Origin of the sequence: Microbacterium flavum, assembly GCF_018717645.1 — a bacterium.
GTDB classification, from domain to species: Bacteria; Actinomycetota; Actinomycetes; order Actinomycetales; family Microbacteriaceae; genus Microbacterium; species Microbacterium flavum.
Window position 1 is genome coordinate 20265 of sequence record NZ_JAFLHG010000013.1, and the last position, 15182, is coordinate 35446.

A 15182-nucleotide genomic window follows, 5' to 3' on the forward strand; every position below is an offset into this window, starting at 1 on the left:
GAGGGCGGTGCGATGGGGGCTCGCCACTACCGGCCGCCGCAGGTCTTCGCCTGGTACTGGACGGAGATCGCCGTGTTCCGGTTCACGACGGCGCCGGCCGCCGGATCGGTGCCGGTCACCGTGCCCTCCGCCGGTGCGTCGTCCTTCTGCGTGCACGCTGTGGAGACCTGACCGAAGCCGGCTGCCCGGAGGGCGGACACGGCCGCATCCGGCTTGCCGCTGACGGCGGGGACGGCGACGCCCTCGCCATTGCTCGGACGGATCGTCACCGTCGTGCCGCCCGCGATGCGTCCGGCGCCCGGGTCCTGCTGGACGACCGTGCCCGGGGCCTCGGTGCCGTCGACCGGGTCGCCGACGGAGACCGAGAATCCGGCGGTGCGGAGCGTCTGGGTCGCGTCGTCGACGGACATTCCGATGACCGACGGGAGGTCGGCGAGCTGACGCTTGGTCAGCGTCGAGTCCGGGCCGGGAAAGGCATCCCCGCCGAACTTGGCGTTCGCGGCGCCCTGCATCTCGGGCCAGATCGAGTTGCGGATGCGGGAGAGCACGTAGCCGCTCTCGTAGTAGTCGCTCAGCAGCGCGTCACCCTGGACGTTGCCCACCCAGACGATCGTCGTCACCTTGGTCGAGGAGCCGTCCATCCAGGTGTGCAGGTACTCGTGGATACCCGTCTTTCCGAACACCGGAACGCCGTCGCCGATCCGCGCACCGGAGCCGGTGCCCGTCATGACGCCTTCCAGGGTGTAGGCCGCGGTGGAGGCGACGGCCTCGCTCATCACGCGACTGCAGGCGAGCTGCGGTGTGATGTCGTTGCCGTCCTTATCGATGGCCTTGTCGATGGCCTTGGCCGGGCACAGGTTGCCGTTCGAGGCGATCGAGGCGTACGCCTCCGCCATGTCGAGCGGCGCGACCGGCTGGTCGCCCAGGACGTTGTACCCGAGGTTCGTCGTGTCGAGGGGCTCGCCGTTGCCCTGCATGACGCCCATCTTCATCGCGACCTGGTTCGTCGAGCAGACCGAGATCTTCTCGGCCATCGCGAAGAATCCGGAGTTCAGCGAGTCGCGCGTGAAGTTGTAGACGGTGCCGGTGTAGCCGGGGTTGTCCTCGAAGTTGGCCACGCCGTTGCCGCTGTTGCTGGAGACGACGTTCTGCGTCTCGCCGTCGCAGTTGATGACCTTCTTCGTGCCAACGCGGCCGTTGAGGGTCTCGTTGACGGAGTGCCCCTGTTCGAGCCAGTTGACGAGGCTGAAGACCTTGTAGGTCGACCCCGCGGAGTGACCGCCGCCGCCGCCGTTCTGCGCGCGCACGTTGTAGTTGACCTGGGTGGTCGGTGCGTTCTGATCCTCGGAGCTCTCGATCGAGTACGGCCGGTTCTGGACCATCGAGAGGATCCGCCCCGTGCCGACCTCGACCTGCACGCCGGATGCGCCGAGGTTCATGTAGTCCACACGCGCCGGGACGACCGAGATCGCCTGGAGGCCGGACTGCTGGAGGTCGGGATCGAGTGTCGTGTAGATCTTCATGCCTCCGCGGCGGAGGTTCGCGGCGCGCGCATCCTCATCCGCCCCGAACGCGGTGTCGTTCAGCAGCACCGATCGCACGTACTCGCAGAAGAACTCCGCACCGGAGGCCGTCTGGCAGCCCTGGGTCTGCTCGGAGATCGTCGGTGTGATCGGCGAGTTGTAGGCCTCATCGAACTCCGCCTGGGAGATCTTGCCGAGATCGAGCATGCGCTCGAGCACGTAGTTCCGGCGGTCGAGGGTCAGGCTGTAGCCGTCGGCCTCGCCGTTGACGGGGTTTCCCGCAGAGTCCTCGGTCGTCCCGCCCGGCCGGTCGATGCGGTAGGTGTTGGGGGCCTGGACCATGCCGGCGATGGTCGCGGCCTGCGCGATCGTCAGGTTCGCGGCATCCGTCGAGAAGTAGTGCTTGGCAGCGGCGCCGATGCCGTAGACCGTGCCACCGAAGTTCGTGATGTTGAGGTAGCCGAGGAGGATGTCCTCCTTGGGGTACCGCTTCTCCAGCTGGATCGCGTAGCGCATCTCCTGGAGCTTGCGCTGGTATCCCTCCGAGCCGCTGTTGACCGTGGTCGCGGTGAAGCAGGCCTCGACCTCCTCGTCGCTCTTCGCCTTCGACTCGCAGTTCTGCTGCAGCACGTTCTTGACGTACTGCTGGGTGATCGAGGAGCCGCCGCGGTTGGAGCCGTTGGAGGCGTTGCCCAGCAGCGCGCTCACCGTGCCGACGAGGTCGACGCCACCGTGCGTGTAGAAGTTCTTGTCCTCGCTCGAGGTGATCGCGTCGAACATGACGGGGTTCACCTGATCGAAGGTGACGGGGATGCGGTTCTGGTCGTAGAACTGCGCCATGAGCATGTCGTTGCCGGCGCTGTCCTTGCGGTAGAACTCCGTCGGCAGCATCAACGGATCGATCTCGAGGAAGCTCGGCATGTTCTCGAACGTGTCCAGGGCCGTCGACGCGGCGTAGCCGGACACCGCGATCGCGGGGGTCACGGTCGCCGTGACGAGGACGCCGGCGATCGCGCTCAGGCCGACCAGCCCGGCGATCCCGCCGAGCACACCGGTGGCCGTGCGTTTGGGAAGAGGCATAGGCTTGATCGTAAGGGAGAACCCTGGGGGAAGCCTTGGTGGGCATCCGGGCGCGCCCGAGAACGGGCCCCTCCCGCGCGACATCGACAGGAGAGTCCATGACCACGTGGGAGTACCTCACCACGCCGCTGCTGATCCACAACACCGCCGCGATCCTCAACAACTGGGGCAAGCAGGGGTGGGAGCTCGTCCAGGTGGTCACCGGCCCGGAGGGCGGTCTCGTCGCCTACTTCAAGCGCCCCGTCGGCGGCGGCTCGGCGAACGCCGGCCTCGGCGCCGCGGCGGTCGCCGCGCAGCAGTTCGAGGGCGAGGGTCGGGCATGACCGCGTCGATCTCGGCCCGGCTCGCCGAGCTCGGCATCGAGCTGCCCCCGGTCGTGCCTCCCGTCGCGGCGTACGTGCCGGCGAAGGCGCACGGCGATCTCGTCTACACGGCGGGACAGCTGCCCATGGTCGACGGCGCCCTGCCGGCGACCGGCAAGGTCGGCGGGGCGGTGGATGCCGCGGACGCCCAGGGGTACGCGCGTCGCTGCGCCCTGAATGCGGTCGCGGCAGCAGCGGATGCCGTCGGAGGCGTCGATCGGCTGACGGGCGTCCTGAAGGTCACCGGGTTCGTGGCATCCGTCCCCGAATTCACCGGGCAGCCCGGGGTCATCAACGGTGCGAGCGAGGTGCTCGGCGAGATCTTCGGCGACGGCGGTCGCCATGCCCGCTCCGCCGTCGGCGTCCCGGTCCTGCCGCTCGACGCGCCCGTCGAGGTCGAGGTCGTCTTCACCGTCGCCTGACCTCCGCGCGCGTCCCCTCGCGCGCCCGTCCGCGAGACACCGTGCCCGCACCGAGACACCCGCCGTGCGCCGGTGTCTCGGCGGAGGGCGGGTGTCTCGCGGTGCCGGGCTCCGCGCGGACTACTTGACCTGAGCCGAGATCACGCTCATCACGGCCGTGTCGGCGAGGGTCGTCGTGTCGCCGACCTCCCGGCCCTCCGCGACGTCGCGCAGGAGACGGCGCATGATCTTGCCCGAACGGGTCTTCGGCAGCTCGCCGACGATGTAGATGTCGCGGGGGCGTGCGATCGGTCCGATCTGCTCGCCCACCCACTTGCGCAGCGCGTCGGCGAGGCCCTCCGGCTCGTGGGCGCTCAGATAGCTCTGCTTGACGATCACGAATGCCACCACCGCCTGGCCGGTGGTCTCGTCGGACGCGCCGACGACGGCGGCCTCGGCGACCGCCTCGTTGCCGACGAGCGCCGATTCGATCTCGGTCGTCGACAGCCGGTGCCCGGAGACGTTCATCACGTCGTCGACGCGGCCGAGGAACCAGACGTCGCCGTCCTCGTCCAGGCGCGCGCCGTCTCCGGCGAAGTAGTAGCCCTTGTTCTGGAACTTCTCCCAGTAGGTCTCGACGAACCGCTCCGGGTCGCCCCAGATGCCGCGCAGCATCGACGGCCACGGCTGCGTGAGGACGAGGAGTCCTCCATTGCCGTTGCCGACGTGCTCGCCCTGGTCGTCGACGACGTCCACGCCGATGCCGGGGAGGGGGACCTGCGCGCTTCCGGGCTTTGTCTCGGTCACGCCGGGAAGGGCCGACACCATGATCGACCCGGTCTCGGTCTGCCACCAGGTGTCGACGATCGGCGCAGCATCCGCACCGATGATCTCCCGGTACCACATCCACGCCTCGGGGTTGATGGGCTCTCCGACGGAACCGAGCAGGCGGATCGACGACAGGTCGAACTGCTGCGGGATCTGACGGCCGAGCTTCATGAAGGAGCGGATGGCCGTGGGCGCCGTATAGAGGACGGTGACGCCGTACTTCTCGACGAGCTCCCACCAGCGTCCGGGGTGGGGCGTCTCGGGCGTGCCCTCGTAGAGCACTTGGGTCGCGCCGTTCGACAGCGGTCCGTAGGTGACGTACGAATGGCCGGTGATCCAGCCGATGTCGGCCGTGCACCAGAAGACGTCCGTCTCGGGGTGGAGGTCGTGGACGACCTTGTTCGTGAACGTCGCCTGCGTCAGGTAGCCGCCCGACGTGTGCAGGATGCCCTTGGGCTTTCCCGTGGTGCCGGAGGTGTAGAGGATGAACAGCGGGTTCTCGGCGGGGAACGCCTGCGCCTCGTGCTCGCCGGATGCCGCGGGGACGGCATCGTGCCACCAGATGTCGCGCCCCTCGGTCCACCCGACCTCGTTCTCGGTGCGGCGCACGACGAGCACGTGCTCGACCGTGCCCTGCGGGCCTGCGCCGCGGTCGGCCAGGGCCTGGTCGACCGCGGGCTTGAGGGGGGACACGCGGCCCTTGCGGTATCCGCCGTCGGCCGTGATGACGACCTTCGCGCCGGCGTCATCGATGCGGGTGCGGAGGCTGTCGGCCGAGAACCCGCCGAAGATGACCGAGTGCACCGCGCCCAGGCGAGCGACGGCGAGCATCGCGGCGATGGCTTCGGGGATCATCGGCATGTAGATCGCGACGCGGTCGCCCGCCTCCACGCCGAGGCCCCGGAGGACGTTCGCCGCGCGCTTGACCTCGTCGGTTAGCTCGGCGTAGGTGACCCGGCGCTCGTCGCCCGGCTCACCCTCCCAGAGGAGGGCGACCCGATCGCCGTTCCCTGCCTCGACGTGGCGGTCGAGGCAGTTGTAGGCGACGTTGAGCTCACCGTCGGCGAACCACTGCGCGAACGGCGGGTTGGACCAGTCGAGGACCTGCGAGAAGGGCGTGTGCCAGTGCAGGGCGCGCGCCTGCTCTGCCCAGAACCCTTCGCGATCGGCGTCGGCCTGCGCGTAGAGGTCGGCGGTCGCGACCGCGTCTGCGGCGAACTCGGGGCTCGGGGCGAACCGACGGTTCTCGGTCAACAGGTGGTCGATCTGGCTGCTCATTCGGCGCGCTCCTTTGCGGCGGACCCGGGGGAGGTCGCGGAGACTCCCGGGAGGATGCAGGAAATCTAGCCAGGGGTCTCAGAGCGCCACTACCGCCGATAGTAGGGATCGGCAGGACGGAGCCGCAGAGATATATCGGTTCGAGCGCCCTCGGATGGGCGGGAACGCGATCGATCGTTGCGTAAGCTTTCACGCGGCCGAACTCTTGATTCTGGCATCGCGGCATCCGCACCCCCCCCCCCCCATTGGCGGACGTCGCGCGAGACGGCATCCCATTCCCCCCAATGGGATGCCGTCTCCTCTCTCCGGCGGCAGTCTGTCCGGGACGGCCCTCTGGCCTGATCGTCATCGACTCGTCCCCACCCGCCGCGTTGCGTGAACTGTCCACCGATCGGGTGCCCGCCGTCGCGCCGGGGACGGCCGCGTCCTAGCGTCGGGGCATGTCCGAGCCGTTCGTCCCCCGCCGCCGGGTCCCCGAATCCGTTCGACGGGTGGTCGCCGGGGTGTCGCCGCTCGCCCCGCACGACGATCCGCCGCCGCCTCCTCCGCGAGCGCGGAGGCGGTTGCCGGACCATCCCGCCCTCGCGCCGCTGCGCGACGTCCTGGCCGACCCCGATGTGACGGACGTGTTCGTCAACGGCGAGGACGGCCTGTTCGTCGACCGTGGCGCGGGGGTGGAGCATGTCGCGCATTGGCGTGCGGGGGCGGACGAGCTGCGGGACCTCGCCGTCGCCCTGATCGGCATCGGAGGGCGTCACATCGACGACGGTGCACCGCTCGTCGACGTGCGATGGGAGCACGGCGTCCGGGTGCATGCCGTCCTGCCGCCGGTCGCGTGCTCCGGTGCCGCGATCTCGATTCGACTTCCCGCTGCCGACATCCCCGACCTCGACGAGCTCGGGCGGCGAGGGATGTTCGACGCCGTCACGGGAGCGCGGCTCGAGGCGCTGGTCGCGAGTCGCACGAACCTCCTCGTCACGGGCGCGACGGGCGCGGGCAAGACGACACTGCTGGCGGCTCTTCTCGGGCGAGTGCCGCCGAACGAGCGGATCGTGACGATCGAGGATGTCGCGGAGCTCCGCCTCTCCCATCCGCATCACGTGCGCCTGGAAGCGCGGCAGCCGAACCTCGAAGGCGCCGGCGCGGTCCCGCTCGCGCGGCTCGTCCGTGAGGCGCTCCGCATGCGGCCGGACCGTCTGGTGGTCGGCGAATGCCGTGGGGAGGAGGTTCGCGAGCTGCTGATGGCGCTCAACACCGGGCACGCGGGCGGCGCGGGGACGGTGCACGCGAGCGGCATCCGCGACCTCCCGACCCGGCTGGAGGCGCTCGGCGCCCTCGCGGGACTCGATGACCGCGCGGTCGCGCGCCAGGTCGTCAGCGCCATCGGGGTCGTCGTCCACGTGGAACGCGCCGCCGACGGCGTGCGACGGATCACGGGGTTCGCCCGCCCCGTGCTCACCGACGGCCGACTGGGCGTCGAGGCTCTGACATGACGACGACATCGACGGATCCCGACGCGGCACCGGAGACGGCGCAGCGCCTGGCCGTCCTGCTGGAGGCGGGGATCCCGCCCGCTCGCTCGTGGTCGCTGCTCGCCGAGGCGGGAGATGGCACGGCGGCGGCAGTCGCGGCGGCGCCGGCGGGAACGAAGGTGGCGAGCGTCCTCGCGGGGCGCGGCGAGACCTGGAGCCAGATCGCGATCGCCTGGGCGGTGGCCGAGACCGTCGGCGCGCCCCTCGCGTCCAGCCTCCGCCGGTTCGCCGAGGCACTGCGCGACGCGCAGGAGACGCGGGACGACGTCGACGTCGCGCTGGCCGATCCGGCCGCGACCGCGCGACTGGTCGGCTGGCTGCCCCTGGTGGCGGTGGGCCTCGGGCTTGTCCTCGGGTTCGACGTGGTCTCGGTGTTCACGCAGCCCGCCGGGATCGCCGTCCTCGTCGCCGGCGCTGTCCTCATGCTCCTCGCGCGACGATGGTCCGCCCGGCTGGTGGCCGCTGCGCAGCCCGCGGCGGGGCTCCCCGGGCTCCAGGCGGACGCGGTGGCGATCGCCCTCTCGGCGGGGGTCTCCGTGGACCGCGCGCTGTCCGTCGTCGCGTCGGCGGGTGGCGGGGAGGCGTCCGCGGAGACGCGCGCTGTGCTCGCCCTCGCTCAGCGCGCGGGGACTCCCGCCGTCGAACTGCTCCGCGCCACCGCGGCCGAGATGCGACGCGCCCGCCGGACGCAGGGGAGGCTGCGCGCCGCGCGACTCGGGTCGCGACTGCTCCTGCCGATGGGCCTGTGCACGCTGCCCGCCTTCCTGCTTCTCGGCGTCGCGCCGATGCTGATGTCGGTGCTCGCCGGATCGACGCCGATCCTCGCCTCACCCTGATCCGACCCGCGCCACGCCGCGGTCACCTCGTGCCCATCGCCCTCCATCCACAAGGAGAACCACATGTCCCTCATCACCTTCCCGGTCCGCCGACCGCCCCGCGGCGAGGCCCCGCTGCCGCCGCTGCCACCGCTGACATCGCGCCGCGCGGCCGACCTCTTCACGGACGATGCCGGGGCTGCGACCGCCGAGTATGCGGTCGCCACGATGGCGGCGGTCGCCTTCGCCGGACTCCTCGTCGTCATCATGCGGTCGGACGAGGTCCGCGGCATCCTGACCGACCTCGTCCGTCGTGCGCTCACCGTGGCCTGAGCGCGGGCTCGGAGGTCGGTCGCCCGCTCTCGAGGACGATCGCGGGTCGGCGACGGCGGAGTTCGCCGTCGTCGTCCCCGCTGTCATCCTCGTCCTGGCCCTGACCGCGGGGGGCCTGTCGGCCGTCGGCCGTCAGGTGCGACTCGAGCACGGGGCCGCCCAGGCATCCCGGCTCGCCGCGCGGGGCGAGTCCGAGGGGCGCGTCGCGGGCGTCGTCGCCGCCATCGCCGGCGGCGCGGTCGCATCGGTCTCGCGCGAGGGCGACCTCGTCTGCGTGACCGCGACGGCGCCGGCCGGTGTCCCGCTGCCGCTGCCGGACCTCCGCGCCCGATCCTGCGCCCTCGCGGGAGAACCCTGATGGCCGGTGTCTGCTGATGGCCGGCACCGCCGCAGCGCTCGGCGCGCTCGCGATCGTCAGCACCCTCGCCGTCGGGATGGGGGCGGTCGGAGCGGCGACGGTCCTGTCCGCCCGCGCCTCGGGGGCGGCGGATGCCTCGGCGCTCGCTGCGGCGGACACCGCGAGCGGCGCGGCCCCCGGCACCCCGTGCGAGGTCGCGGCGCGTGTGGCTGCAGCCGGGGGCGCGGCGCTCGCCTCGTGCGCGGTGGACGGCGTCGTGGCCACCGTCGAGGTGCGCGTCGGAAGCGGCCTCGTGACCGCACGAGGGCGGGCGCGCGCCGGCCCGCCGCCGGGCGCCCCGGGGTGAGGGCGGCGTGCGACGCGGTGCGAAATCGGGGCGCCCGCCCCGACCGCTCACAGCCTCTTCATGTCCGGCACGTGTGTATGGTGTGCATCGAAGAAAGGACGCCACGTGGCCGAGAGCACCAAGGCATCGAACCCCAAGGCGGGCAAGAAGCTCGTCATCGTCGAGTCCCCGACGAAGATGAAGTCGATCCAGGGATACCTGGGCGACGGGTACGAGGTCCTCAGCTCGGTCGGGCACATCCGCGACCTCGCCGAGAAGAAGGACATCCCCGCCGAACTGAAGAAGACCTCGGTCGGCAAGTACTCCATCGACATCGAGAACGGGTTCACTCCTCTTTATGTGGAGAGCGATCGCGGCAAGAAGACCGTCGCGGAGCTGAAGCGCGCACTCAAGGGCGCCGACGAACTCCTGCTCGCCACCGATGAGGACCGCGAGGGCGAGGCCATCGCGTGGCACCTCCTGGAAGCACTCAAGCCCAAGGTCCCCGTCCGCCGCATGGTGTTCCACGAGATCACGAAGGACGCCATCCGCGCCGCCGTCGACAACACGCGCGAGCTCGATCTCGCCCTCGTCGACGCGCAGGAGACCCGCCGCATCCTCGACCGCCTCTACGGCTGGGACGTGTCCGACGTCACCCGACGCAAGGTCGGGCAGGGAACCTCCGCAGGACGCGTCCAGTCCGCCGCGACGCGGCTCGTCGTCGACCGAGAGCGTGAGCGCATCGCCTTCGTCACGGCCGAGTACTGGGACGTCGAAGCAGTCGCCGTCCCCGCATCGGACGCCGCCGCGCGCGCCGAGGGGTTCGCCACCCGCCTCGCCCGACTCGACGGTGCCTCGCTCGCGCGCGGCACCGACTTCGACGACGCCGGCCAGCTCCGCAAGGCCGTCGTCGTCCTCACCGAGACGCAGGCCCGTGAACTCGCCGACGCACTCGCCGCCCTCGGCGAGGTGCACGTCACGGCGGTCGAGGCCAAGCCCGGCACCCGCAGCCCCAAGGCGCCGTTCACGACCTCCACTCTCCAGCAGGAGGCAGGTCGGAAGCTCTCGATGAGCGCGAAGCACACCATGGGTGTCGCGCAGCGGCTCTACGAAAAGGGCTACATCACCTACATGCGCACCGACTCGACCTCCCTGTCGACGCAGGCGATCTCCGCCGCGCGCACGCAGGCCGTCGCCCTTTACGGCGACAAGGCGGTCCCCGCGAACCCGCGCAGCTACGCCAACAAGAGCAAGAACGCGCAGGAGGCGCACGAGGCGATCCGCCCGTCGGGCGACGTCTTCCGCACGCCCGCGTCGGTGGCATCCGCGCTCGACCGCGACGAGAGCCGCCTCTACGACCTCATCTGGAAGCGCACGATCGCCTCGCAGATGTCGGATGCCAAGTACGAGACCACGACCGTCACCCTCGAGGCGGAGGTCGGCGGTCGCGTGGCGTCCTTGACCGCCTCGGGCACCGTCTACACGTTCAAGGGCTTCCTCGAGGCGTATGAAGAAGGACGCGACGAGAAGCGCAGCGACGCCGACCGCGCCGACGATCAGTCCCTGCCGAAGCTCGCCGTCGGCGACGTGCTCGACCTCCGTGACGTGGAGCCGAAGGGGCACGCCACGAGCCCCAAGCCCCGCTACACCGAGGCGAGCCTCGTCAAGGCGCTGGAGGAGAAGGGGATCGGCCGCCCCTCGACCTTCGCGAGCATCATCGACGTCATCCTGAACCGCGGATACGTCACCAAGCGCGGTCAGGCGCTCGTTCCGAGCTGGCTCGCGTTCAGTGTCGTCCGACTCCTCGAGCAGCACTTCACGGAGCTCGTCGACTACGACTTCACCGCTGCCCTCGAGGACGATCTCGACGCCATCGCCCGGGGCGAGCAGCAGCGCGTCGAGTGGCTGAAAGAGTTCTACTTCGGCTCCGACGCCCACGTCGGGCTCCGCAACATCCTCGACAACCTGGGCGAGATCGATGCGCGCGAGATCAACGCGACCCGCATCGGCGACGTCGCCACTCTCCGCTTCGGGCGGTACGGACCATACCTCGACGTGCCGAACGAGGACGGGACGTCACGCATCGTCAACATCCCCGAGGACCTCGCGCCCGATGAGCTCACGCCGGCCAAAGCGCAGGAGCTCATCGACGCACCGATCGCGGGCGACCGCGTCCTCGGTCAGAACCCGGAGACCGGCCGCGACATCGTGGTGAAGGACGGCCGCTTCGGCCCGTACCTCGAAGAGGTCCTCCCCGTCGCCGCGGAGCCCGAACCGGCACCGGAACCGGCGTCCGATGCCGCAGCGCCGAAGAAGCGCGTCGCGAAGAAGAAGGTCGAAGAGCCCAAGCCGCGCCGCGCGTCGCTCTTCAAGAGCATGTCGCCCGAGACGATCGATCTCGAGACAGCGCTCAAGCTCTTCTCCCTCCCGCGCACCGTGGGCCTCGACCCGGAGACCCAGACGCCCATCACGGCGCAGAACGGGCCCTACGGACCGTACCTGAAGAAGGGCACCGACTCGCGGTCGCTGACCAGCGAGGAGCAGATCTTCGACACCACGCTCGAGCAGGCGCTCGAGATCTATGCGCTGCCGAAGTACGCGAACCGCGCGGCGACGTCGATCAAGGAGTTCGACGCCGATCCGGTGAGCGCGAAGCCCATCCGCATCAAGGACGGCCGCTTCGGCGCCTACGTCACCGACGGAACCACCAACGTGACGATCCCGAAGGGCCAGACGCCCGACGACATCACGTTCGAGATCGCGGTGCAGATGCTCGCCGACAAGCGCGCCAAGGGGCCGGCCCCCAAGCGCACGACCCGCCGCCCGGCGACGCGCAAGCCCGCCGCGAAGAAATGATGGCTGCCGCGGCGCGAGGACTCTGGGTCACGTTCGAAGGCGGCGACGGTGCGGGCAAGACCACGCAGGCCGCGCTCCTGGAGGACTGGCTGCGTGAGGACGGGCGCACCGTCGTCCGCACTCGCGAGCCCGGCGGCACCGAGGTCGGCGTCCTCATCCGCGAGATCGTCCTCCACCACCGCGGGGAGGTCGCCCCCCGGGCCGAGGCCCTCCTGTACGCGGCGGATCGCGCGCACCACGTCGCGACTCTCGTGCGCCCTGCCCTCGCGCGCGGCGAGGTCGTCATCCAGGACCGATACCTCGACTCGTCCGTGGCGTACCAGGGGGCCGGTCGGATCCTCGATGCCACGGAGATCCGAGACCTGTCCCTGTGGGCTGCCGAGGGGGCGCTTCCCGATCTCACGGTGCTGCTCGACCTCGACCCGGCATCCGCCCGCGCCCGTCTCGACGCGGATGACAAGCCCTTCGACCGGCTCGAGGCGGAGCAGTCGGACTTCCACGCCCGGGTGCGCGCGGGCTTCCTCGCCCTCGCCGCCGCCGAGCCGGACCGCTTTCTCGTGCTGGATGCCTCGCTGCCCCCGGGCGAGCTCGCGGCGGCAGTGCGCGCGCGCGTCGCGTCGGCGCTGGACGGGTCTTCGCCCTGAGCCGCGCCACCGGCCTTCCGCGTCCTCGCGCCGCCCCTCCGACCGTCGGAGGGACACCGTAGGCTGGTGCGCATGACCATCGCCGCGACGACGACCCTCCCGTGGGGCGACGTCTGGGGCCAGGACGAGGCGCTGCGACAGCTCCAGGCGGCGGCATCCGATCCCGCCCAGCTCGCGCACGCGTGGCTCATCACGGGCCCGGCCGGCTCGGGCCGGTCGACACTGGCCACCGCCTTCGCCGCCGCGCTGATCGCCGAACCGGGCGACGAGGCGGCGATGCGCCAGGTGCTCGCCGGCACGCATCCCGATCTCACGGCGCTGCGCACCGAGGGTGTCATCATCTCGATCAAGGACGCGCGGGCCCTGGTCGAGCGCTCCTACTTCTCGCCGTCGCTCGGCCGTTACCGCGTGATGGTGATGGAGGATGCCGATCGCATGGTCGAGCGCACCTCCAACGTCCTCCTGAAGGCGCTCGAAGAGCCTCCCGAGCGGACTGTCTGGATCCTCTGCGCTCCGAGCGAGGCCGACCTGCTCCCGACGATCCGCTCCCGCGTGCGCACCCTGCGACTGCGTGAGCCCGACGTCGCCGATGTCGCCCAGCTCATCTCGGCGCGGACGGGGGCCGACCCGGCGCTCGCGGAGCAGTCCGCGCGCCTCGCGCAGCGCCACATCGGCATGGCGGTGCGGCTGGCGACGGATGCCGAGGCCCGCGCCCGGCGCGAAGAGACCCTGCGCGCGGTCCTTGGGGTCCGCGGCGTCGGCACAGCGGTCGAGTCCGCGGCGCGCATCGTGCAGCTGGCGACCGACGACGCGAAGGCCCTGACGGCGGAGCGGGACGAGGCCGAGCGCGAAGCGCTCCTGCGCACCCTCGGCATCGCGCCCGGATCCGCGGTGCCCCCCGCGGTGCGCAGCCAGGTCAGCGCGCTGGAGGACGACCAGAAGCGGCGCGCCACCCGGAGTCTGCGTGACGGCATCGACCGCGTCCTCACGGACCTGGAGTCGATGTTCCGCGACACCCTCATGCTGCAGTTCGGCCAGACCGGCGGCCTCATCAACCGTGAACTCGAGACCGAGATCGCAGCGCTCGCCGGTGCGTGGACCGCGCAGCGCACGTTGACCGTGCTCGATCAGATCTCGGCGACCCGCACGCATCTCGAAGGCAACGCCGCTCCGGCACTCGCCCTCGAGAGCATGCTCATCACGGTCGCCAGCGGAAGGACCCCGTGAACCCTCGTCGCCGTGCCCTCTCTCGCCGCGCTCTGGCCGCCGTCGCCGGCCTCGCGATCGCGGTGACGGTGCTGTCGGGATGCCTCTACGCGGCGATCCCGCCCGAGACGAGCGCGAGTCCGGCGCCGAGTCGCGAGCCGAACACGGATGGCGCGCCGGCCGGGTTCGAGGACCTCTACGCGCAGACCCTCGAGTGGACGCCGTGCACCGGTTCGGACGCCGGAGCGTACGACTGCACGACGGTGACGGCACCGCTGGACTGGACCGATCCGTCCGTGGGGACGATCGACCTCGCGGTCATCCGCCGCGCCGCCACCGACGGCGACGCGATCGGGTCGCTCCTCACGAACCCCGGCGGTCCCGGCGCGAGCGGCTACGACCTCATCGCCGACTCGGCCTCGTTCGCCGTCGGCACCGCGCTCTCCGACGCGTACGACGTCATCGGGTTCGACCCGCGCGGCGTGGGCCGGTCGACGGCCGTGACGTGCCTGGACGGCACCGCGATGGACGCGTACCTGTACGACATCCCCGCCGATCCGCGGGGGAGCGACGGGTGGCGTGCGGAGCTCACCGCACGCAACGAGGACTTCGTCGCGGCGTGCGAGGCGAACTCCGACGGCATCCTGCCCTTCATCACGACCGACAATGCGGCGCGCGACATGGACCTCCTCCGTGCGGTCCTCGGCGACGCGAAGCTGAACTACCTCGGGTACTCGTACGGCACCTTCCTCGGTGCGACCTACGCCAAGCTCTTCCCCGAGCGCGTCGGCCGGCTGGTCCTGGACGGCGCCATCGATCCGTCGGTGTCCGGCCTCGACGTGGGGACGACCCAGGCCGTCGGGTTCGAGTCCGCGCTGCGCGCCTACATGGCCGATTGCCTGTCGGGCCGCTCGTGCCCCTTCTCGGGGACGGTGGACGAGGCGATGGGCGATCTCGCCACGCTCCTCGCGAGCGTCGACGCCGCCCCGCTCACCGCCACCGACGGTCGCATGCTCGGTGCGGACTCGCTCATGACGGCGATCATCGCCGCGCTCTACTCCCAGGACAGCTGGACCTACCTCACGCAGGCGCTCGCGGGCGCGCTGTCCGGCGATGCCGACACCGCCTTCTTCCTCGCCGACTTCTACAACGGGCGCACGGGCGCCGGGGTCTACCAGGACAACTCCACCGAGGCCTTCCGCGCATACAACTGCATGGACTACCCGCTGGACACGTCGCAGGCTGATAAGGATGCTTCCGACGCGCTCATCGCGCAGAAGGCCCCGACGATCGCGCCGTACTGGGACGGCGTCGACGTGTGCGAGAGCTGGCCGTATCCGCCGACCGGAGTGCGGGAGCGCATCTCGGCCGACGGCGCCGCACCGATCGTCGTCGTCGGGACGACGAACGACCCGGCGACCCCCTACGCGTGGTCGGTCTCGCTGGCCGAGCAGCTGAGCTCGGGCGTCCTCGTGACGCGCGAGGGCGAGGGGCACACGGGCTACAACAAGGGCAGTGCGTGCGTCGACAGCGCCGTGGAGGCCTACCTGCTGGAGGGCACGGTCCCGCAGGACGGGCTCTCCTGCACCTCCTGAACGCGCGCGAGCCGGTCTTCCTGATCGAGGTCCCACGCCCCTCAGG

Annotated in this window: 13 protein-coding genes; 11 read left to right on the forward strand and 2 right to left on the reverse strand. The window is 71.0% G+C overall.

All coding sequences use genetic code 11. The features are described from left to right. Positions 1–26: 26 nt before the first annotated feature. Positions 27–2603 carry a transglycosylase domain-containing protein gene (locus J0P97_RS13195; RefSeq protein ID WP_215488254.1) on the reverse strand — a complete coding sequence of 859 codons (2577 nt, stop codon included), beginning with the start codon at positions 2601–2603 and terminating at the stop codon, positions 27–29. 98 nt (positions 2604–2701) lie between these two features. Here J0P97_RS13195 and sp36 point away from each other — a divergent pair, with 98 nt between their 5' ends. Then, positions 2702–2926: a Sp36 family protein gene (gene sp36 / locus J0P97_RS13200; RefSeq protein ID WP_215488255.1), complete on the forward strand. Its 225-nt coding sequence runs from the start codon at positions 2702–2704 to the stop codon at positions 2924–2926. Further along, complete coding sequence (locus tag J0P97_RS13205; RefSeq protein WP_215488256.1) at positions 2923–3387, forward strand: RidA family protein; 465 nt, start codon at positions 2923–2925, stop codon at positions 3385–3387. The genes sp36 and J0P97_RS13205 overlap by 4 nt, the downstream gene beginning before the upstream one ends. Before the next feature lie 120 nt (positions 3388–3507). Here the strand turns inward: J0P97_RS13205 and acs are convergent, their stop codons facing one another. Beyond that, on the reverse strand, positions 3508–5472 hold the full coding sequence (gene acs, locus J0P97_RS13210; protein WP_215488257.1) for an acetate--CoA ligase: 1965 nt from the start codon (positions 5470–5472) through the stop codon (positions 3508–3510). A 440-nt stretch (positions 5473–5912) separates the two neighbouring features. On the opposite strand from acs, the gene J0P97_RS13215 reads away from it, so the two are divergent. The 9 genes from J0P97_RS13215 (at position 5913) to J0P97_RS13255 (ending at position 15136) form a co-directional block, all read left to right on the forward strand. Next, positions 5913–6965, forward strand: a complete 1053-nt coding sequence (locus tag J0P97_RS13215) for a TadA family conjugal transfer-associated ATPase (protein ID WP_215488258.1) — start codon at positions 5913–5915, stop codon at positions 6963–6965. Further along, a complete protein-coding gene (locus tag J0P97_RS13220; protein WP_215488259.1) occupies positions 6962–7840 on the forward strand; it encodes a type II secretion system F family protein in 879 nt (292 codons plus the stop codon). The genes J0P97_RS13215 and J0P97_RS13220 overlap by 4 nt, the downstream gene beginning before the upstream one ends. A 63-nt stretch (positions 7841–7903) precedes the next feature. Further along, positions 7904–8152, forward strand: coding sequence for a DUF4244 domain-containing protein (locus tag J0P97_RS13225; protein ID WP_215488260.1), 249 nt, complete (start codon positions 7904–7906; stop codon positions 8150–8152). Next, positions 8133–8510 (forward strand): TadE family protein, encoded by a 378-nt coding sequence (locus tag J0P97_RS13230; protein ID WP_215488261.1) that lies wholly within the window; start codon positions 8133–8135, stop codon positions 8508–8510. Before J0P97_RS13225 ends, J0P97_RS13230 begins: the two co-directional genes overlap by 20 nt. A gap of 16 nt (positions 8511–8526) precedes the next feature. Then, the gene (locus J0P97_RS13235) at positions 8527–8856 is read left to right on the forward strand and encodes an Rv3654c family TadE-like protein (protein WP_215488262.1); all 330 of its coding nucleotides are present in this window, start codon (positions 8527–8529) and stop codon (positions 8854–8856) included. A gap of 177 nt (positions 8857–9033) precedes the next feature. Then, a complete protein-coding gene (topA, locus tag J0P97_RS13240) occupies positions 9034–11691 on the forward strand; it encodes a type I DNA topoisomerase (RefSeq protein ID WP_215488330.1) in 2658 nt (885 codons plus the stop codon). Further along, a complete protein-coding gene (tmk, locus tag J0P97_RS13245; protein ID WP_215488263.1) occupies positions 11691–12335 on the forward strand; it encodes a dTMP kinase in 645 nt (214 codons plus the stop codon). Before topA ends, tmk begins: the two co-directional genes overlap by 1 nt. A 72-nt stretch (positions 12336–12407) precedes the next feature. After that, positions 12408–13562, forward strand: a complete 1155-nt coding sequence (locus J0P97_RS13250; protein WP_215488264.1) for a DNA polymerase III subunit delta' — start codon at positions 12408–12410, stop codon at positions 13560–13562. After that, a complete protein-coding gene (locus J0P97_RS13255; RefSeq protein ID WP_215488265.1) occupies positions 13559–15136 on the forward strand; it encodes an alpha/beta hydrolase in 1578 nt (525 codons plus the stop codon). Before J0P97_RS13250 ends, J0P97_RS13255 begins: the two co-directional genes overlap by 4 nt. The last annotated feature ends 46 nt before the right edge of the window (positions 15137–15182 follow it).